20 protein-coding genes are annotated in these 19,288 nt (G+C 68.4%); 5 read left to right on the forward strand and 15 right to left on the reverse strand.

The window, feature by feature from the left end; translation table 11 throughout:
• Nucleotides 1-51 precede the first annotated feature (51 nt).
• Both IEV64_RS00780 and IEV64_RS00785 read left to right on the forward strand, forming a co-directional pair.
• Nucleotides 52-1,059: a vitamin-B12 independent methionine synthase gene (locus IEV64_RS00780; RefSeq protein WP_007275174.1), complete on the forward strand. Its 1,008-nt coding sequence runs from the start codon at nucleotides 52-54 to the stop codon at nucleotides 1,057-1,059.
• Nucleotides 1,056-2,129 (forward strand): methionine synthase, encoded by a 1,074-nt coding sequence (locus tag IEV64_RS00785; protein WP_007275175.1) that lies wholly within the window; start codon nucleotides 1,056-1,058, stop codon nucleotides 2,127-2,129. The genes IEV64_RS00780 and IEV64_RS00785 overlap by 4 nt, the downstream gene beginning before the upstream one ends.
• 148 nt (nucleotides 2,130-2,277) lie before the next feature.
• Here the strand turns inward: IEV64_RS00785 and IEV64_RS00790 are convergent, their stop codons facing one another.
• The 5 genes from IEV64_RS00790 to rpl7ae form a co-directional block, all read right to left on the reverse strand.
• Nucleotides 2,278-2,844, reverse strand: coding sequence for a hypothetical protein (locus tag IEV64_RS00790; protein WP_188422902.1), 567 nt, complete (start codon nucleotides 2,842-2,844; stop codon nucleotides 2,278-2,280).
• A gap of 215 nt (nucleotides 2,845-3,059) precedes the next feature.
• A complete protein-coding gene (gene ndk / locus IEV64_RS00795; RefSeq protein ID WP_007275177.1) occupies nucleotides 3,060-3,524 on the reverse strand; it encodes a nucleoside-diphosphate kinase in 465 nt (154 codons plus the stop codon).
• Nucleotides 3,524-3,724, reverse strand: a complete 201-nt coding sequence (locus tag IEV64_RS00800) for a 50S ribosomal protein L24e (protein ID WP_004969391.1) — start codon at nucleotides 3,722-3,724, stop codon at nucleotides 3,524-3,526. The genes ndk and IEV64_RS00800 overlap by 1 nt, the downstream gene beginning before the upstream one ends.
• A gap of 2 nt (nucleotides 3,725-3,726) precedes the next feature.
• Nucleotides 3,727-3,951: a 30S ribosomal protein S28e gene (locus IEV64_RS00805; protein WP_004042966.1), complete on the reverse strand. Its 225-nt coding sequence runs from the start codon at nucleotides 3,949-3,951 to the stop codon at nucleotides 3,727-3,729.
• A 6-nt stretch (nucleotides 3,952-3,957) separates the two neighbouring features.
• Nucleotides 3,958-4,320, reverse strand: a complete 363-nt coding sequence (rpl7ae, locus tag IEV64_RS00810) for a 50S ribosomal protein L7Ae (protein ID WP_004042964.1) — start codon at nucleotides 4,318-4,320, stop codon at nucleotides 3,958-3,960.
• Nucleotides 4,321-4,693: 373 nt separating this feature from the next.
• On the opposite strand from rpl7ae, the gene tmcA reads away from it, so the two are divergent.
• Nucleotides 4,694-6,958, forward strand: coding sequence for a tRNA(Met) cytidine acetyltransferase TmcA (gene tmcA / locus IEV64_RS00815; protein WP_188422903.1), 2,265 nt, complete (start codon nucleotides 4,694-4,696; stop codon nucleotides 6,956-6,958).
• Nucleotides 6,959-7,034: 76 nt separating this feature from the next.
• Complete coding sequence (locus tag IEV64_RS00820; RefSeq protein ID WP_007275179.1) at nucleotides 7,035-7,199, forward strand: DUF8014 family protein; 165 nt, start codon at nucleotides 7,035-7,037, stop codon at nucleotides 7,197-7,199.
• 112 nt (nucleotides 7,200-7,311) lie between these two features.
• Here IEV64_RS00820 and IEV64_RS00825 read toward each other — a convergent pair whose 3' ends face one another.
• The 6 genes from IEV64_RS00825 to IEV64_RS00850 form a co-directional block, all read right to left on the reverse strand.
• Nucleotides 7,312-8,046 (reverse strand): GNAT family N-acetyltransferase, encoded by a 735-nt coding sequence (locus IEV64_RS00825; protein ID WP_004969394.1) that lies wholly within the window; start codon nucleotides 8,044-8,046, stop codon nucleotides 7,312-7,314.
• A gap of 109 nt (nucleotides 8,047-8,155) precedes the next feature.
• The gene (locus tag IEV64_RS00830) at nucleotides 8,156-8,596 is read right to left on the reverse strand and encodes a DUF8055 family protein (protein WP_007275180.1); all 441 of its coding nucleotides are present in this window, start codon (nucleotides 8,594-8,596) and stop codon (nucleotides 8,156-8,158) included.
• A 13-nt stretch (nucleotides 8,597-8,609) separates the two neighbouring features.
• Nucleotides 8,610-10,274: an FAD-dependent monooxygenase gene (locus IEV64_RS00835; RefSeq protein ID WP_188422904.1), complete on the reverse strand. Its 1,665-nt coding sequence runs from the start codon at nucleotides 10,272-10,274 to the stop codon at nucleotides 8,610-8,612.
• Nucleotides 10,271-12,016, reverse strand: a complete 1,746-nt coding sequence (locus tag IEV64_RS00840) for an electron transfer flavoprotein subunit alpha/FixB family protein (protein WP_188422905.1) — start codon at nucleotides 12,014-12,016, stop codon at nucleotides 10,271-10,273. The genes IEV64_RS00835 and IEV64_RS00840 overlap by 4 nt, the downstream gene beginning before the upstream one ends.
• A gap of 2 nt (nucleotides 12,017-12,018) precedes the next feature.
• Entirely contained in the window at nucleotides 12,019-12,903 is an 885-nt protein-coding gene (locus tag IEV64_RS00845) for an electron transfer flavoprotein subunit beta/FixA family protein (protein WP_049920554.1), read from the reverse strand.
• Nucleotides 12,904-13,048: 145 nt separating this feature from the next.
• Nucleotides 13,049-13,378, reverse strand: coding sequence for a 4Fe-4S dicluster domain-containing protein (locus IEV64_RS00850; protein WP_004969399.1), 330 nt, complete (start codon nucleotides 13,376-13,378; stop codon nucleotides 13,049-13,051).
• Between the two features lie 169 nt (nucleotides 13,379-13,547).
• On the opposite strand from IEV64_RS00850, the gene IEV64_RS00855 reads away from it, so the two are divergent.
• On the forward strand, nucleotides 13,548-14,027 hold the full coding sequence (locus tag IEV64_RS00855) for a DUF456 domain-containing protein (RefSeq protein ID WP_089777433.1): 480 nt from the start codon (nucleotides 13,548-13,550) through the stop codon (nucleotides 14,025-14,027).
• Between the two features lie 39 nt (nucleotides 14,028-14,066).
• On the opposite strand, the gene IEV64_RS00860 is transcribed toward IEV64_RS00855, so the two are convergent.
• The 4 genes from IEV64_RS00860 to IEV64_RS00875 all read right to left on the reverse strand — a co-directional run bounded on the left by IEV64_RS00860 (nucleotide 14,067) and on the right by IEV64_RS00875 (nucleotide 19,094).
• Complete coding sequence (locus IEV64_RS00860; protein WP_007275186.1) at nucleotides 14,067-14,726, reverse strand: cyclase family protein; 660 nt, start codon at nucleotides 14,724-14,726, stop codon at nucleotides 14,067-14,069.
• Nucleotides 14,727-14,792: 66 nt separating this feature from the next.
• Nucleotides 14,793-16,505 (reverse strand): glutamate--tRNA ligase, encoded by a 1,713-nt coding sequence (locus IEV64_RS00865; protein WP_188422906.1) that lies wholly within the window; start codon nucleotides 16,503-16,505, stop codon nucleotides 14,793-14,795.
• A 190-nt stretch (nucleotides 16,506-16,695) separates the two neighbouring features.
• A complete protein-coding gene (gene idsA3, locus IEV64_RS00870) occupies nucleotides 16,696-17,742 on the reverse strand; it encodes a geranylfarnesyl diphosphate synthase (RefSeq protein ID WP_004969403.1) in 1,047 nt (348 codons plus the stop codon).
• Nucleotides 17,742-19,094, reverse strand: a complete 1,353-nt coding sequence (locus tag IEV64_RS00875) for a ribonuclease J (RefSeq protein ID WP_004061394.1) — start codon at nucleotides 19,092-19,094, stop codon at nucleotides 17,742-17,744. Before IEV64_RS00875 ends, idsA3 begins: the two co-directional genes overlap by 1 nt.
• Nucleotides 19,095-19,288 lie beyond the last annotated feature (194 nt).

Raw genomic sequence — 19,288 nt, forward strand, 5'->3', positions numbered from 1 at the left:
CATATATTGATACAGGAAATATTATACACCGTCATTTCTTAGCCAGGAGTGATGACTGAACTCGTCTCGACGACACCGGGACTGTATCCCCTCCCGGATTGGGCGAAACAGGAGCTTTCGGACCTCAAGGGCCACCAGAAACACGACCTCATCTCCGGTAACGAGGGCGCAGACATCGTGGGTGCGTACGACCGCGCCCGCGAGGAAGTCGTCTCCGAGCAGACCGACGCCGGCCTCGACCGCGTCGTCGAGGGGCAACTCCGCTGGGACGACATGCTCGCGCACCCGCTGACGGTCCACGAGAACGTCGAGACCGGCGGCATCGTCCGCTACTACGACAACAACAACTTCTACCGCGACCCGCAGGTCCGCGGCGAACTCACTTTCTCCGGCGACGTCGCGGCCGAGCTCGACGCCACCGCCGACCTCCTCGGCGACGAGTCGTTGCAGGCGGTCCTCCCCGGCCCGTACTCGCTTTCGGACCTCGCGACCGACGAGCACTACGGCGACGAGGCAGAGTTCCTCGACGCCGTCAGCGAGTTCCTCGCGGGCGAGGTCGACGCCTTCCCGGACCACGAGACGCTGTTCCTCCTCGAACCCTCGCTCGTGTTCTCGCCGCCGGGCGAGGACGTCGACGAGCGCGTCCCCGAGGCCATCTCGGCCGTCTCCGAGGCGACCGACGCCGACGTGGTCGTCCACACCTACTGGGGCGCGCTCGACGAGAAGGTCTACGCTCACCTCATGGACGCCGACGTCGACGCCATCGGCTTCGACTTCGTCGCCGGCGACCGCGACCAGACGCTCTACAACGTCAACGAGTACGGCACGAAAGACGACATCGCCCTGGGCCTCGTCGACGGCCAGAACACGCTGGTCGAAGACCCCGAGACGGTCCGCGAGCGCGTCGAGTGGACCCTCGACAACGTCCAGAGCCAGACGTTCGACACCGCCTACGTGACCTCCAACACCGAACTGTTCTACCTGCCGGAGAACCGCGCGACGGAGAAACTCGCCGCCCTCGCGGCCGCCACCGAGGACGAACTGGAGGTGGAAGCATGAGCCGCGACGCCGAGAACCGCGAGCAGTTCCGCCCCGAGAACCACGACAACGAGCACTTCCTGCTCACGACCGTCGTCGGTTCCTACCCGAAGCCCAAGTGGCTCAACCGCGCCAACGACCTCGCGGAGGACCCCGACTCCAAGTTCACTCAGGAGCACCTCCACGAGGCCCACGACGACGCCTGTCGCGTCATCACCAACGAACACGAGCGCTCCGGCCTCGACACCGTCGTCGACGGCGAGATGCGCCGCGAGGAGATGGTCGAGTACTTCGCCCACCGTATCCCCGGCTACGAGTTCAACGGCCCGGTGAAGGTGTGGGGCCACAACTACTTCGACAAGCCCTCGGTCGTCGGGGAGGTCGAGTACGACGAGCCGTGGCTGGTCGACGAGTTCGAGTTCACGAGCGACGTGGCTTCCAAGCCCGTCAAGGTGCCCATCACGGGCCCGTACACGCTTGCGAGCTGGTCGTTCAACGAGCACTACGACTCCGAGGCGGACCTCGCGTACGCGCTGGCCGACCTCGTCAACGAGGAGATCGAACAGCTCGTCGAGGCGGGCGCGACCTACATCCAGATCGACGAGCCCGCGCTGGCGACGACGCCGGACGACCACGCCATCGTCGGCGAGTGTCTCGAACGCATCGTCGCGGGCGTCCCCGACGAGGTCCGCATCGGCCTCCACGTCTGTTACGGCGACTACTCCCGCATCTACCCCGAACTCAACGACTACCCCATCGACGAGTTCGACGTGGAACTCTGCAACGGCGGCTACGAGCAGATAGACGTGTTCACCGACCCCGAGTTCGAGCCGGACCTCGCGCTCGGCGTCGTCGACGTTCACACCGCCGAAGTCGAGACCGTCGAGGAGATAAAGGAGAACATCAAGCAGGGCCTGAAGGTCGTCCCGCCGGAGAAGCTCACCGTCTCGCCCGACTGCGGCGTGAAGCTCCTCCCCCGCGAGGTCGCCTACCAGAAGATGGAGAACATGGTGCAGGCCGCCCGCGAGGTCGAAGCCGAACTCGACGCCGGCGAAATCGACCTCGACGCGCCCGTCCCGCAGGCCGACTGAGCGACTGACGCCGCGTTTCGTTCTTTTTCGTCCGTCTCGACCCGTGACCACAGAGCCGCGGGACTGCACCGCCTTCGGTCGCGTCTCGGTCGGTGGTGGTGACGCGACGACTTGAGGGCGTGACGACGTGACGACTCGCCGGCGCGACTCAGGCGCGCTCGGTCTCGAACGAGCGACCGAGTGCGGCATCGTCGTCGCCCCGGCGGTGGCCGGAGGCGTCGCCGCTTCCGACGCGCCAGCCGCCGTCAGAACTGCGCACCAGCGGAAGCTCCGCGCCGACGGCGTCCGAAATCTCCTCGGGGACCACGTCGCACGCCGCGGCGATGCGCTCGAACCGCGACCCGCCGGTCAGCGCCTCCGGAACCGGCACCCAGACCGCCGCGGTCCGGTCGTCGGGCGTCGCGAGCGCGAGGTCGAACCGCACGCCGTCCCGCCGGGAGAACCGAGCGAGGCCGCTCGCGCCGCGCCGCCGCTCGGGGACGACGTTCGTGACGACGCCGGAATCGACGTGGTCGAGCGCGCGCAGGCCGGCCACGCGGAGTTCCACGTCGCGGATGTCTGTTGGGCCGAGGACGACCGGCCGCACGAGCATCGAGAGCGTCGCCGCCAGTCGCGCGGTCGTCCACGCCGCAATCGCGGTCGCGCCGAGCATCGCCGCCGCGCCGCCGACGAACACCACCGCGAGCGCGAGGACCACGAGTTCCACTTCGACCATGTGACACGATTCGCCGGGCGACAAGAAAACCGTTGTTCGCCGCGCGGTGGACGGTCAGGCCGCGGTGAGGGTCGTCGCCGAGCGTGGATGACCGATGGTAGAATCCCGCACACCGCCCCGACGAGAACGCCCTCTCGGCGGCTGGAGCGCGGACGAGAGGGGAGACGTGGCCGTCGCTCCTCTCGGAAGAAAGCGTGAGAACCGCGAGACGAGACTTACTCGTAGAGCCAGGTCTCGTCGACGCGCTCGTAGTCGACGAGTTCGTCCTCGTCGAAGAAGAGCGCGATTTCGCGCTCGTTCGCGCCCTCGTCCTCGTGGTCGGAGCCGTGGATGACGTTCCGGCCGAGGTCGAGACCGTAGTCGCCGCGGATGGTTCCGGGGGCGGACTCTGCGGGGTCCGTCTCGCCCATCATGCGGCGGACCTGTCGCGTCGCGTCCTGTCCTTCCCAGACCATCGCGAAGACGGGACCGGACGTGATGAACTCGACGAGACCCTCGAAGAAGGGCTTGCCCTCGTGCTCGCCGTAGTGGTCGTGGGCGAGCTCCTCGTCGATCTGCATGAACTTGCCGGCGACCATCTTGAGACCGCGGTCCTCGAAGCGGGAGACGATGTCTCCGATGAGGCCGCGCTGGACGCCGTCGGGCTTGACCATCACGAAGGTTCGCTCAGCGTCGGACATCAGTTGTCCTCCGACTTGCCGCTCGCGCGGCGGCCGGCCTCCGTCCACTCGAGGTCGCGGGCCTCGCGGCCGAGGAAGTAGTTTTTCTCGGCCTTCGAGTCCTTGAAGTGGAGGATGGTGCCGTCGGTCTTGACGTACATCGTGCCCGTGCCGGGCTCGATTTCGTCACCGCTGTAGTCGCACGTGCGCTTTTCGACCATTGTTACTGCCCTCCGATGGAGTCGGCGTCACGCTGGGTCTCGCGGAGCTGGAGGATGTCGCCCTCGCGGACGGGACCCAGCACGTTTCGCGTGATGATACGGCCCTGGTTGGAGCCTTCGCGGATGCGGCACTTGACCTGCATGGCCTCGCCGTGCATCCCAGTCTTTCCAACGACTTCGATGACTTCGGCAGGCGTCGAGTCGCTGGCTTGTTCGTCCGCGCTCATGGTCGGTTATCGAAGGTCCTCGACCTTAGTCGCGATGTCCTCGACATCGTCGGACGCGTCGCCGGCGTCGACGATGGCGGCCGCGGCACTGCCGACTTCGAGGCCGGCGGCGTGGCCGATGTCGTCCTGCGTCTCGACGAAGATGAACGGAATGCCCTTCTCGTCGGCGAGTTCGGGCAGGTGCATGACGATCTCCTCGGGGGAGACGTCTTCCGCGATGAGGACGAGCTGGGCGTTGCCCCGCTCGATGGACTTGGTCGTTTCGTTGGTTCCTTTCTTCACGATACCAGTATCTCGGGCGACCTCGAGCGCCTCGACGGCGCTGTCAGCGAGGTCGGCCGGTACGTCGAAGTCTACGTAAACAGCCATTGTTGTTCACCTATATCCTGCTCGCGGGCTCGACTCCCTCGCCGGTATCACACCGGTCGGTCGGTCGCGACCGGTCAACGATTTCCCTACGGCGAGGAGGTTCATCAACCCCGGACAGGCTGTAACCATCCTTTGCTCCGGCCCCCATAAAAGCGCTTTCAAAATCGTAGCGCCGTGCGACGCGTCCGCACGACCCGCGAATCGCCCGATTTCCCGCCGACCGAAGCGCCCCGAACCTCCGTGTCGGTTGCTCACACAACGCACCTCTAGCGGGTGTGACGCCCCATCAAAACTGGCTCTGTACCGACCGGAGCACGGGGGGCGCTCGAACCCGACCGAAGGAAGTGAATAGCCGCGCCAGCGTATCGCCTCTATGACCGAACTCGGCGACGACCCCGACGTCGAGGCGCTCGCCGCCGCCCGCCGCGAGGAGGCGCTGGCGACGAACCAGCGACGCCTCATCGTCCTCGCCGGCGACCGGGACGCCGGCATCGACGCCGCCTTCGACGCGGTCCGCGGGGCCGACGTGCCCGACGACGAGGTGACGTTCGTCACCGCCCGCGAGGGCTTTCGCTTCCACCGCGTCGAACCGAAGCGCGCCTCGTCGCTCCTCGGGACGACCCGGTCGCTCGTCGTACTCGACGCCCACGAGGACTTCTCGGCGAACGCGCTCGGCCGCGTCGCCGGCGCGGTCGACGGCGGCGGCCTGCTCGTTTTGCTCACCCCCGCTCTCGACGGCTGGCCGGCCCGCCGCGACTCGTTCGACGAGCGACTGGCCGTCCCGCCGTTTGCCGTCGGCGACGTGACGGGTCGCTTCCGCGGCCGACTCGTCTCGACGCTCCGGGACCACCCCGGCGTCGCCCTCGTGGACCTCGATTCGGGGACCGTCGAGCGCGACGGCGCGTACCGACAGGGAATCAGCTTCGACGCCGCCCCGCCGCGGGTGCCGAGAGAGGTGGACCGACGGTTCCCGCGGCGCGCCTACGAGGACTGCCTCACCGCCGACCAGTCCGAGGCGCTCGCCGCGCTCGAAGCCCTGACGGAACCGGGGACCGCCGTCGTCGTGGAGGCCGACCGCGGCCGCGGGAAATCGAGCGCGGCGGGCCTCGCCGCCGGGAGCCTCGCCGCCGAAGGTGCCGACGTGGTCGTGACCGCGCCCGGGAAGCGGAACGCCGCCGAGGTGTTCGCCCGCGCCGAGCGACTCCTCTCCGAACTCGGCGCGCTCCGAGGCGGCGGCGCAGACGACTTCGACATCGCGGCCGACCGCGGCGGGCGCGTCCGCTACGTCCCGCCGATAGAAGCCGGCGCGGCCGGGGCCGACGCCGACGCACTCGTCGTGGACGAGGCGGCCGCCCTGCCCGTCAGGCTCCTCGAATCGTTCCTCGCCGCGCCCGCGGTCGCCTTCTGTACGACCGTCCGCGGCTACGAGGGCGCGGGCCGCGGGTTCGCCGTCCGCTTCCGCGACCGCCTCGACGACGCGGACCGCGAGGTGACCGACGCGCGCCTCGACGACCCGATTCGCTACGCCGCCGGCGACCCCGTCGAGTCGTGGACGTTCCGCGCGCTCCTCCTCGACGCCCGGCCGCCGGTCGACCAACTCGTCGCGGACGCGACGCCCGAATCCGCCTCCTACCGGGCGCTTTCGCCCGACGACCTGCTGGCGGACGAGCACCTGCTCCGCGAGGCGTTCGGCCTGCTCGTCCTCGCGCACTACCGGACCGAGCCGGACGACCTCGCCCGCCTCCTCGACGCCCCGAACCTGACGCTCCGTGCGCTCACCCACGAGGGTCGGGTCGTCTCGGTCGCGCTCCTCGCCCGCGAGGGCGGCCTCGACGCCGACACCCGCCGGCACATGTACGACGGCGGGCGGGTCCGCGGGAACATGCTCCCCGACGTGTTCACGAGCCAACTCCGGGACGAGGCGGCGGGAGTCCCCGTCGGCTACCGCGTGATGCGCATCGCCACCCACCACGCGGTCCGGTCGTCCGGCCTCGGCTCGCGGCTCCTCTCGGAGGTACGCGACGAGTTCGCGGGCGACGCGGACTACCTCGGCGTCGGCTTCGGTGCGACCCCCGACCTCCTCTCGTTTTGGCGCGACAACGGCTACGGCACGGTCCACCTCTCGACCACCAGAAACGACACCAGCGGCGAGTACTCGGCGCTCATGATGCGCCCGCTGTCGCCCGCCGGTCGCGACCTCCGGGACCGCCACGCGAGGTGGTTCCTCGGCCGCGTCGGCGACGTGCTCGGCGACGCCCTCTCGGACCTCGACGCCGACGTGGCGCGGGCCGCCCTCGCCGCCGTCGACACCGCCGCCGAACCGGACCTCTCCGAGTACGAGTGGCGCGTCGTCGTCGGCGCGTCGTACGGGCCGGGACTCTACACGACCGCCCCTGGCGCGTTCCGGCGACTCGGACTCGCGCACCTCACGAATCCGGACCGGGCCTCGCTTGCGCCCCGGGAGGAGCGACTGCTGGTCCGGAAGGTCTTCCAGACGCACCCGTGGGACGCCGTCGCCGACGAACTCGACTTCCACTCGACCGCGGGGGCCATGCGCGCGCTCGGCGACGCCTACGAACCGCTCGTGGACGAGTACGGCACCGACGCGGCCCACGCCGAGCGCGAGCGGTTCCGGTGACGTCGCCCGTGGGAACGGCCGCGGCGATCGCCCGCTCGCCGACACACCGATAGTCGTCGGCGCCGACGCTCCCCGTATGGCCGAGTGTAGCGAACCCGACTGCGAGAACGTCGCGGCGGTCAGGCTCTACGTGCCGTGGGACGCCGACAGGAACGTCTGTACGGCCCACGCGAGGGCGCTCGTCCAGCGGGACGGCGTCGTCGCCGAGCCCCTCGACGGGGCCGCAGACGACTGGTCGTAAGCCGGTCGGGTGGTCGCGCGACCGGTCGCACGCGGGGCGGTCGCAGACCCACGCGTCGCTGGCGGGAGACGACGCGCAGAAAATCAGGGTCGGAGACGGAGCGAGTCCGCGCTCACCGGAGCGACACGGCCATCATCACTTCGTCGACGTAGTCGCCGTCTATCTTGTAGTGGCCGTCGCGGACGGCTTCGGTCTCCCAGCCGTGGCCTTCGAGGAACGCGATGGCCTCCTCGTTGGTCGCCGGGATGCTGTTGTAGAGCTTCTCGAAGCCGCGCTCGCGCGCCCAGTCGACGCCGCGGTCGAGGAGTCTACTCCCGACGCCGTTACCGCGGAACTCCGGTCGCGTGCCGACCGTCAGGACGGCGGTGTGGCTCAGCTTCTCCGCCTCGGGCAGGTCGAGGTGGACCCAGCCGGCGAGCTCGTCGCCGACGGTGGCGACGAACACCATCCGGGAGTTCACGTCGTTGTGCCGGAGGACGACCTCCTCGTGGTCGAGCAGGTCGGCGACCGTCTCGGCCTCGATGTACCGGCCCTCGTCCGCGACCTCGTGGATGGCGTCGACGAGGCTCTCCAAGTCGACGTTCTGGGCCATCCGAATCGTCACGTCGAGGTCGCCGAGTTCGACCGTCTCCGCCTCGCCGGGCGCGTACGCCACCTCGACGTGGTTGCCGACTTTTCGGATGTAGCCGTCGCGTCGCAGAACGGTCAGATGCGCCCCCAGCGCCGCCGGCTCGAAGTTGAGCGCCCGGCGTACCTCGTCCTCGCGGACGGTCCCGTTGCGCTCGATGTACTCGTAGATGTCTTTGCGGTCTTTGTGTCCGAAGTTGAGACTGTCAGTTACTTCCATGGTACACAATCACACTCATGATTTATAATTGTTGTTCGTGTTCGACTCGCCGACAGTCGGCTTCGCTGACGCCTGAAGCGGGACCGCGACCGCGGGGCGCGGGCCGCCCTCAGCGCCGCTCGGGGACGCAGGTCAGGAGTTGGGCGGTGTCGACCACGTCGTGGGTCCGAAGCAGGACTTCGGCGGCCTCACGCACCGTGAAGTCCGCGTCGAGGTCGACGCCGTAGCACCGGGCGTACATGGCGAGCCAGTCGTTCATCGCCCGGTGGAGGAGTTCGAACTCCTCGCCGGTGAAGGAGACCAGTCGGTCGCCCGTCCGCGCGCTGACGTAGAGCGAGACCGCCGGGCCGACGCCGTCGCGGGCGCATTCGAGCGCGCGCCGGCCCGCGGCCGACGACGGCGGCGGGTCGAACGACTCCCGCGCTTCCCGCGCCTCGGCGGCGAGGGCTCTGGCGCGCTCACCGAACCGCACGTCTTCCGGGTGACGCTCCTCGGCCCCGCGGCCGTCGGCGACGGGGCGAGAGGCCGGGTCGGTCGCGTCGCCGCTCATCTTCGCACCCCCGTCACCCCCACTTGAACTCGACGCCCTTGTCGCCGCGCGGGTGGCTCCAGTCGGTGTCGGCGACGACGGCGCAGGTGCCGCACTCGACGCAGGGTTGGGTGTCGAGGCTGACGACGCGCTCCTCGGAGCCGTTGGTCCGGACGACCTCCTCGCGGTAACAGCCGCCGCCGAAGTCGACCGCCGAGACCGGACAGGCCGCCACCGCGGCCCCGCTCGCCTCGTAGGACTCGTCGCGGAGCGTGATGTGCGGGTTCCCGATGTCGGTGTCGTAGGTCAGCGCGCCGATACGGGCTTCGAGGTCCGGCGGCGTCACCGAGCTCGTCTCGCGCACCCGCGTCCCCAACTCCTCGGCGATGACCGTCGGGAGCGTCACGTAGGGCGTCCGCGTGTCCGGCATCAGCGCCGACAGCGTCGGGACGTTGTAGAGGCGCTCGAGCCGCCCGGAGAGCGCGCGGACGCCGGCGCGCCCGACCGCCGAGGTGAGCACCGAATCGACCACGCTGGTCACGCCGTCGTCCTCGGCGACGCCGCGGAGCAGTTCGTAGCCGCGTGGCCGGAGCTTCTTCATCACGCCCTCGCTCCGGAGTTTGCGGGCGTAGCGGGTCCCCGCCTTCTCCGGTTCGTTGCGCGATTTGGCCTGCGCGTACGACTCCGCGGCGAGCGCGCCGGCGGTGACGGCGTGGTTCATGCCCTTGATGATTGGCCCCTGCGCCTGCATCTGGCCGGCCGCGTCGCCGACGAGGAGCAGGCGGCCGAAGTGCGGTTCGCGCAGGGCGACCTTCTTCGAGTCGGGCACGAGCTTCGCGCTGTACTCCAGTTCCGTGTAGTCGTCACCGAGCCACTGCGCGAGAAGCGGGTGGGTCAAGAGCCCGTCCAGTAGCTCGTGTGGCTCCGCCTCCTCGGCGACGAGGCTGTCGAGGTGGAACACCGTCCCGAGCGACAGCGTGTCGCGGTTCGTGTAGAGGAAGCCGCCGCCGCGGACGCCCTCGAAGAGGTCGCCCGAGAACAGGTGGGCCGCGCCCTCGTCTTCCGCCACGTCGAACCGGTCGGCGATGGCGTCTTCCGGCATGTCGACGACGGCCTTGACGCCCTGGAACCACTCGTCTGGCTCGTCCCAGTCCATCAGGCCCGCGTCGCGGGCGAGTTCCGAGTTCACCCCGTCGGCGGCGACGATGATATCGGCCGTTATCGGGTCGAGTTCGTCGAGCGTGACGCCGACGATGCGGCCCTCCTCGCGGAGCAGGCCGTTGACGTGGACGCCCGTCAGGAGACCGCCGCCGGTCTCGCGGGTCCGCTCGTGGACGCGGTCTTCGAGCCACGAGTCCATCTTCCGCCGGAGGACCGAGTCGGACCACTCGGTGTCGTGTTCGTGGAGGTCCGTGAGGTCGAACGACTCCACCTTGTCGCCGGCGATGTTGTGGATGCGGTACTTCGTGATGGGCCGCTCGGCGGCCGCCTCGCGGAAGCCCGGAAAGAGGTCGTCGATGGTGTAGGGCGCGGACTCCTCGGCGTAGATGAGCCCGCCCGAGACGTTCTTCGACCCGGCCTCGACGCCGCGTTCGAGGACGAGCGTCTCGATGCCGTAGTTGGCGAACGTCGCGGCCGCCGCCGCGCCGCCGGGACCCGCCCCGACGACGAGCGCCTCGTAGTGCTCGTAGTCGCTCATCGCGACTCACCTCGGTCGTCCGCGGCCGCTCCAACGCCATCGTCGGGTGCTCCGGCCGGCGGCGTCGATGCCGCGCGTCCCCCGTCGCTGGCGACCGCCGCCTCGAACCGGCCCTCCTTGAGCGCCGTCGTCAGCCTCGGCAACACCTCGAACAGGTCGCCCTCGATGAAGTAGTCCGAGAAGTCGCGGATGCGGGCGTCGGGGTCGGTGTTGACGGCGACGATGGTGTCCGACTCGTCCATGCCGACCTTGTGCTGGACCGCGCCGGAGATGCCCGCCGCGACGTAGAGTTTCGGCGCGACGACCTGCCCCGTCTCGCCTATCTGTCTGTCCTCGTGGGTGTACTGCTCGACGTGGCCGTCGAAGTTGAACGACCCCGTGACGATGCCGCGGGTGACGCCGACCTCGGCGTCCTCGAACTGGTCGGCGAGGTCCAAGGCGAGTTCGATGCCCTTCGTCGGGTCGTCGCCGATGCCGCGGCCGACCGCGACGATGACCTCGTGGCCGGTCAGGTCGATGCCCTCGTCCAGTCGGTCGAAGTCGGTGACGGTGACGCGGAACCAGTCGTCGTCGAGCGGGGCGTCGTGTTCGACCACGAGCCCCTCGCGGTCTGGGTCCGGGTCGGGCACGTCGAAGCTCCCGGGGATGACCGACGCGCCCTGCGGGTGGAACTCCCGCGTCGGGTTGTCGATACAGAGAATCGTCGAGTACTCGAAGCCCGAGAAGTCCGGGCGCTTCATGTGCAGGACGCGCTGGAACTCCTTTTTCTCGCCGGCGACGCCGGTCTTGACCGGGTTCGAGATGACCTCTTCTGTGATGTACAACCCCGAGCAGTCGCTGGCGAGGCCGGAGTCGAGTTCGGCCTGCACGAGCGCCGAGAGGTCCCGGCCGTTGTTCGTCGCCGGGAACAGCACGTACCGCGGCTTGTCGTAGTCGCGCCACGACTCGTCGCGGCCGTCCGTGACCTCGAAGTTCTGGTGGGTGGCCCCCGCGCGGGCCATGTCGCAGAATATCTCGGTGTACGGCTTGTGCTGGAAGCGTTCGAGCCGGGCGTCCTCGCGGACGACGACCACGTCCGCGCCGTGGGCGATGACGTCCTCGACGTGTTTCGACACGTCGGAGCCGATGAGCACCGCGACGACCCGCTCGTCGGTCGTGTAGTCGTCGTTGTAGGTGTCCATCAGCTCGCGGGCCTTCCCGAGCATCTCCTTGGACACGTCCACGAGTTCGCCCGCCTGCGTCTCGCAGTAGACCCACATGTCGCGGTAGGTCCCCCCGTGGAGCGACCGGACGTGTCGCTTGTCGCGGGTCGGGTGGTCGAGGTCGGGGTGGCGCTCCTCTGGCGTCCGGTCGTCCACCTCGACTTCCGTGTCCTCCTCGTCGCTTCCCTTCACCGAGTCGATGCGGTTGCTGATGAGTCGCTTCACCGGGTCGCGGTCCTCACCGGCCTCCTCGCGTTCGAGGAGCGCTTCGAGTTGCGAGACCTCCTCGACGCTCTGGAGGGTGTTCCCGATTTCTGCGGTACTCATCGACGCGAGGTCCAGTTCGCCCGCGTCCGCCGGCTCCTCGTCGTCCTCGGAGAACTTCTCGATGCGGCTCTCGATGAGCGCGACGGCCGGCGCGCGGTTCTGCCCGCGGTGTTCGGCCTGTAGAATCTCCTCTAGCTCGCCGAGGTCGTCGATGTCCTTGATGGCCGGGCCGAGCTCCGAAATCTCGTAGTCGCCGGGGTCGAAGTCGGTCACGCTCAGTCACCCCCAGCGGCCGCGGCGTCGCCGCCGTCGCCGTCGCCCACCGCCGACTGCATCGCGGTCAGCACGTCCTGCATGGCTCCCGTATCGTCCGGGTCGACCATCGTGGCCTCCCGCTCCGCCGGGGCCTTCGGAATCGGGTCGACCGACGAGACGATGGTCGGCGAGCCGTCGAGGCCGATGTAGTCCGGGTCGACGTTGATGTCGGCGTGGTCCCGCACCGTCAGGTGCTCCTCGTAGTTTTCGGCGCGTGCCTTCGTCTCCTCGCGTAAGTCCTTCAGCGTCAGGCGCTCGCCCGCCGTCCGATACGACGGCTCGAACTCGGGGTCCGCGACGACGAACGCCGGAAGCTCCGTCTCGACGGTCTCTATCTCCTCGATGTCGCCTTCGACCAGTCGCTTGGCGCGCAGGGTCCCCGCCTCCTCGTCGATGTCGAGGGAGACGACGTGGGTGACGAGCGGCATGTCGAGACACCAGTTCGTCTGCGGGCCGGTGTGGCCCGTCTCCCCGTCGGCGGTCTTGAACCCGGCGAACACCACGTCCGGCTCGCCGAGCGTCTCGATGCCCGCGCTGAGGGTGATGGCCGTCGCCCACGTGTCGGCGGCCGCCATCTCGCGGTCCGAGACGAGGTGGAGGTCGTCGGCGTACACCGTCTCCATCGCCTCCTGTAACACCTCCTTGTACCCCGGCGGCCCCATGCTCATCACGCTCACCCGTCCGCCGTGTCGAACCCGCGTCTGGAGCGCCGCCTCCAGCGCGAAGCGGTCGTTCGGATTCATCACCGTGGGCGTCTTCCCCCGTTCGAGGTGCCCGTCCTCGTCAAACGATACCTGGCCCTCCCGGAAGTCGGGAACGCCTTTGGTAAGTACCACCATGTGCATTGAGAACACTCTCCAGTTAATGCTAGCTCATATTCATAATAATCTTTTGTACTAGGTGGCCGGAACGTCTGCGCCGCTCGGCGGCGTCGCTGGCGGCGGCGTCGCTGGCGGCGGCGTCACCCGCAAAAAATCGGGGTTTCTTCCCTCAGATGCGTCCCGCTCGCCCGGGGTCGACGTCGATGGCGTCGACCGGGCAGACGTCGACACAGAGCATGCAGTCGATACACTGGTCTTCGTGGGTCGGTTCGGCCTTGATGTCCGACTCGGGGTGGTCGGGCGTGTCGACCCACGTGAACACGTCCACGGGGCAGTCCTCCAGACACGCCCCGTCGGCGAGACAGATGTCGAAGTCCACCGCGACGTGCGTGCCGTGGATGCCGAGTTTCTCCGGCGGTTCGACCGGTCCCCAGACGGCCACGCCGTTTTCCTCTCCGACCTTCTCTCTGTTTGCCTCGAACTGCGGGTCGATAGCCATGACTCTTAGTGACATATTCCGGTAGAGGCAATAAACTATCCCCCGAACGGGCGCGAAACCGGGTCGCGCGGCGCGCGAATCGGTGGCCCGTTACACTCACCGTTTCCCGCCGCAGTCTCGACGCGCCCACTCGGTGGGGTGAATAGCCCCCGGCCCGAACCACCCCGGTATGGACGTGTTCCTCTGGATTGCGCTCGCCCTCCTGGTCCTCGGCGTCGTCGGGAGCGTGCTCCCGCTTCTCCCCGGCGCGCTCCTGTCCGTGCTCGGTGTGGTCGTCTACTGGGTGGCGTCCGGCTTTTCGGACCCCGGTCCCATCGCGTTCGTCGGGCTGACGCTCGTCGGCCTCGTCGCGCTCGTCACCGACTACGCCGGCGGGATGGTCGCCGCACGGTTCGGCGGCGCGTCGACTCGAACGTCGATTATCGCCGGCGTCGCCGGCTTCCTGCTCATGTTCCTCATCGGCCCGCTCGGCATCTTCGTCGGCGTCGCGGGCACCGTCTTCGCCCTCGAATACCTCGACCATCAGGACGCCGAAGAGAGCGGTCGGCGCGCCCTCGTCGCCACCGTCGGCGTCCTCGCCACCGCGGCGGTACAGGCCCTGTTGACGTTCTCGATGCTCGTCGGGTTCGTCCTGACCGTGGTGGTCTGAGCGCCGACCGGTTTCGCGTTCCCCCCGGTTCCCGCCGACTCACCGCTCGTCTCGACGCCGAATCAGCCCCGTCTCCGCGTCGGCGACGACCCGGGCGGGCGCGCCGTCGGCGTCCACCCGAAGCGGCATGACGTAGAGGTCGAACGTCCGGTCGGTCGGGAGCGCGTCCAACCCGCGGAGGTTCTCGACGACGAGGAGGCCCGCCCCGAGAATCGCGTGGTGGGCGGGCACGTCGTCGCCGCCGGTCGGGTCGGGGCTGAGCGCGTCGATACCGACAGACAGCCCCCGGTCCGCGCAGGCACGGGCTGTCTCCGGCGCGAGCGCCGGGTGGTCGGTCATGCGCTCGGTTCCCCACTCGTCGTCCCAGCCGGTCCGGAACACGAGGAAGTCCACACGCGGTTCGAGGTGTTCTGGAATCGCGTCCGGTCCGATTCGGCCGCGGGCCCCCGCGTCTCGGCAGTCGATGGCCCGAGCGGTGAACCGGAGGTCCTCGACCGGGAAGTCGTCGAGCGTCGCGCCGTCCGGCTCGGTGTGGGCGGGGGCATCGACGTGCGTGCCCGCGTGGGTTCCGAGCTCGAGCCGCGAGACGCGGTAGCCGTCGGCGTCGAAGTCGGCGTGCGACTCGACTGTGACTGGCGGGTCGCCGGGGTACGTCGGCATCCCCGTTTCGACGCGGCGGGTGAGGTCGAGGAGGGTCATACGACTCCTTAGGCGCGGGTGGGTAAAACGAGTGTTCGTGTCGAGAGCGACTGTCCGTCGCTCGGCTTACTTGTGCGCGAAGTAGACGACCGTCTCGTCGTCGCCGCGGTCGTCCACGCGGACGAAGCCGACGCGCTCGAACTGGACGAGTTCGTCCTCGGGCACGTCGCCGAAGTCGGGCTCAGCGACGCCCGTCACGTCGCCGTCCATGGTGCGCATGCGGACCGAGACGCCGTCGGTCGGGACCCAGTGAATCACGGCCACGTCGCCCTCGCGGACCACGTCGAGGTCGTCGCCGGTGGCGACGAGCGAGTCGCCCTCGCGGCGGACCGCGCCGAAGCCCTTCAGCCAGACGCGCTCGCCCTCGGCGGGCACGTCGCCCGATTCGAGGCGGACGCTGTCGCCGACGGGGATGTCGCGGGTGCCGCGCTCCTCGAAGCTCGGGTGAAGCGGCGGGTGGGCGCTGTCGGGGCCGCCCTCGACGGCGAACTCCTCTCCATCTCGGACGAGGAAGTAGCGGTCCGTCTCGTCGTCAACGAGGTCGCGGTTGTTCGCGTAGACGGTCGACATCGAGAGGTCGACGTTCGACGTGGAGGTGCCGAGGCCGACCATCGCGTCCACGATGGCCTGCCCGCGGATGCCGCGGCGACGGAGGCTCTTGATGGTCGGCACGCGCGGGTCGTCCCAGCCTTCGACCTCGCCCGCGTCGATGAGCTCCTTGATGCTCGACGTGGACATCTTCACGTCGTAGGCGTCGACCTGCACGTGGCCCCAGTGGACGACCTCGGGGTAGTCCCAGCCGAAGTAGTCGTAGACGAACTGCTGGCGCTTCGCGGAGTCCTGCAGGTCGATGCCGCGGATGATGTGGGTGACGCCCGTGAGGTGGTCGTCGACGCCGGACTGGAAGTCGAGCATCGGCCACGCGCGGTAGTCGGCCGCCTCCTCGCGGGGGTGCGGCGTGTCTATCATGCGGAAGGCGACCCAGTCGCGGAGCGCGGGGTTCTTGTGTTCGATGTCGGTCTTGACGCGGAGGACCATCTCGCCCGAGCTGTACTCGCCTGCGACCATGTCCTCGAACTCCTCGCGGGTCGTCTCGGAGTCCTTGTCGCGGTGCGGACACGGCTTCCCGTCGTTCTTCAGGTTCGAGAACGCCTCGCCCGAACACGAGCAGGTGTACGCGCCGCCCATCTCGATGAGTTCGCGGGCGTAGTCGTAGTACGTCTCCACACGGTCCGAGGCGCGAATCACGTCGTCGGGCTCGAACCCGAGGTAGTCGATGTCGTCGAGGATGGCGTCGTACGCGGTCAGGTCCGGCCGCTTTGTCTCCGGGTCGGTGTCGTCGAACCGGACGATAAAGGAGCCGTCGTACATCTCCTTGTACGTCCCGATGACCGCGGGCATGCGGGCGTGGCCGAGGTGCCACGGGCCGTTGGGGTTCGGCGCGGCGCGCATGCGGACCTCGTCGTAGTCCTCGGCGTTCGGGAGGTCGGGAAGGAGCGAGTCGTCCGCTTCCTCCTCGGCTTCCATCTCGGCGAGTTCCTCGGGCGCGAGCTCTTCGAGTCGCTCGCGCTTTTCGCCCGCCGACAGCCGATTGACCTCGGCGACGACGGGGCCGATGAGGCCCGGAATCTCGCCGCCGTGCTGTCGGAAGTCGGGGTTCTCGCCCATCAGCGGGCCCATAATCGCGCCCACGTCGGCGTCGCTGTCGTGTTTGACCGCGTTGAGAAGCGCGTGCTTCTCGGCCTCTCGCTCGATGCGCTCTCGAAGCTCGTCGTCCATTACCGTTCGCTTCCGCGGCGCGCCTAAAAACAGGCCCGGATTGCGGGGACGGGTCCTCGCGCGGGCAGGGGTACGTCATATGTTAGCACTTCGGAGTAGATATGAGTTACGGCGGGGCTCGGGGACCGAACGGGTCGAAGAGAAAACCGCACGGCCGGCGTCCGCGGTTCGCGGCGGGCGCGCCGCGCGCTCAGTAGCCGCGGGTGATGAGGTAGTCCGCGATGTCGCACAGCAGGTCGCGGGCCTCGTTGTCCGGGAGGACGTCGAGCCGCGACTTGGCCTGCTCGGTGAGGTCTTCGGCCATCTCGCGGGCGTAGTCGATGCTTCCCGCCTCGTTCAGTTCGGCGACAGCGGCTTCGACGGCGTCTTCGGTGAGTTCCTCGGCCGTCTCGGCGTCGACGAGGTCGTCCACGTCGATGCCCTGCTGGCGCGCGTGAAGCGAGATGATGGTCTCTTTGTTCTCCACGAGGTCCGAGCCGCGCTGTTTGCCGAGCTGGTCGGACGGCACGGTCAGGTCGAGCACGTCGTCCTGAATCTGGAACGCGCTCCCGGACTCGATGCCGTACTGGTAGAGCGCCTCGACGACCTCGTCGTCGGCGCCCATGATGACCGCCGGAACGGCGGCGGCGGTCCCGTAGAGAACCGCCGTCTTCAGCTCGACCATCTGGAGGTACTCGTCGGGGAGCACCTCGGTGCGGCGCTCGAACTCGATGTCGAGCGCCTGCCCCTCGCAGATCTGCGTGCAGGTGGTCGCGAGCCGGCGGACGGCTTCGAGGCCGTCGGCGGGGTCCGCGCCCGTCTTCGTCAGGAGTTCGAACGCCTTGGCGTACAGCGTGTCGCCGGCGAGGATGGCGGTCGAGGTGTCGTACTCCTTGTGGACCGCCGGAACGCCGCGACGGAGGTCGTCGTCGTCCATGATGTCGTCGTGGATGAGCGTGAACGACTGGATGACCTCGATGCTCACGGCGGCGACCAGCACGTCGATGGCGTCGCCCGCGAGCGTCGGGAACGCCCGGTAGTCCTCCGACATCGGTTCGACGTCCGCGAGGGACTCCGCGGTCAGGAGGGAGACGGTCGGCCGGAGGCGCTTGCCGCCGGCTTTCAGGAGGTACCGGGTGGCCTCGTAGAGCCGTTCGGGCTCGGCCATCGGCACGTCCTCGTCGAGCGCGTCGTTGACGAGCTCGCGTCGCTCGCGAATCGCCTCGAGCACCCGCTTTTCCGTCGCGTCGGGAGTCATCACTCCACCAGCTGGATCATGTTGCCGTTCCGCGTGACGTGGAGGTCGCGACCGAGGGCGTAGCCCTGACTCTCCGCGAGGTCCACGTACGGAGCGAAGCCTTTCAGGTTCTGGTGAGCCGGGATGACGTGCTGGGGCTGGAGCGCCTGCAACATCTCGTAGTGGCCCTCCTCGCGGAGGTGGCCCGAGACGTGAATCTCGTCGTAGATGCGCGCGCCCTGCATGCGCAGGAGGCGCTCGGACTGGTAGCGCTGGCCCTCGTTCGTCGGCTCCGGGATGACCCGCGCCGAGAAGATGACCTTGTCGCCGTCGTCGATCTCGTACGGCGTCTCGCCGCGGCCCATGCGGGTGAGCATCGCGCGCGGCTCGCCTTGGTGGCCCGTGACGATGGGCAGGTAGTTCTCCTTGCCCTCCTTCATGATTCGCTTGAAGGTGCGGTCGACGGACTTGCGGTGGCCGTACATCCCGAGGTCGTCGGGGAGGTCGACGAAGCCGAGGCGCTCGGCGGTGCCGGAGTACTTCTCCATCGAGCGGCCGAGGAGGACCGGCTGGCGGCCGATGTCCTTGGCGAACTCGACGAGCGAGGAGACCCGGGAGATGTGCGACGAGAACGTCGTCGCCACGATGCCGCCGTCGTAGTCCTCGACGGAGGTCATCACGTCTTTGAGGTGGCGGCGCGCGACGGACTCGGAGGGCGTGCGGCCCTTCCGGCCGGCGTTCGTACAGTCTTCGATGTACGCGAGCACGCCGTTGCCCTCGCGGCCGATCTCGCGGAAGCGCTTCATGTCGATGGGGTCTTCGAGGACCGGCGAGTGGTCCATGCGCTTGTCGAGACCGTAGACGATTGCGCCCTCGGGCGTGTGGATGACCGGGTTGATGGCGTCGATGATGGAGTGGGTGACGTGGACGAATTCGAGTTCGACCTGTCCGGAGTCACCGATGGACATCGTCGACCCGGCTTCCATCTTGACGAGGTCGTTGTTGACGTTGAACTTGTTCTCGCCTTCGATCTGCTGTTTCACCAGTTCGATGGTGAAGGGCGTGGCGACGACGGGGGCGTCGTAGCGGTGGGCGAGCTTGGAGATGGCCCCGATGTGGTCGAGGTGACCGTGCGTGGGGACGATGGCCTGCACGTCTCCTTCGAGGTCGCTCATGACCCGGTCGTCCGGAATAGCGCCCATGTCGATGAGGTCGAGGCTGTGCATCTTTTCGGTCTCGACGTTGTCGTGGATGAGGACCTGCGACAGGTTGAGACCCATGTCGAAGACGACGACGTCGTCTCCGGCACGGACGGCCGTCATCTGACGGCCGACTTCTTCGTATCCGCCTATGGTTGCGATTTCGATTTCCATGGTTTGTGTCTCGATATTCCGAGCATCGAAAGCCACGATGTGGCGAAGGTGCTCACGGAAAGACGGGTGTCTGGGGGCCACCGGCCCCGGCGTCTTGCAGCTCGTCGGTCGAATGACCCCGCGTGCGAGACGGCCCGAATCGGTCGAACTGGGCGCGCCCGCACTTACCCGCGGGTTTCTGGTACTGAGTTCTA

It is taken from the genome of Haloferax sulfurifontis (genome assembly GCF_014635105.1).
Classification (GTDB): domain Archaea; phylum Halobacteriota; class Halobacteria; order Halobacteriales; family Haloferacaceae; genus Haloferax; species Haloferax denitrificans.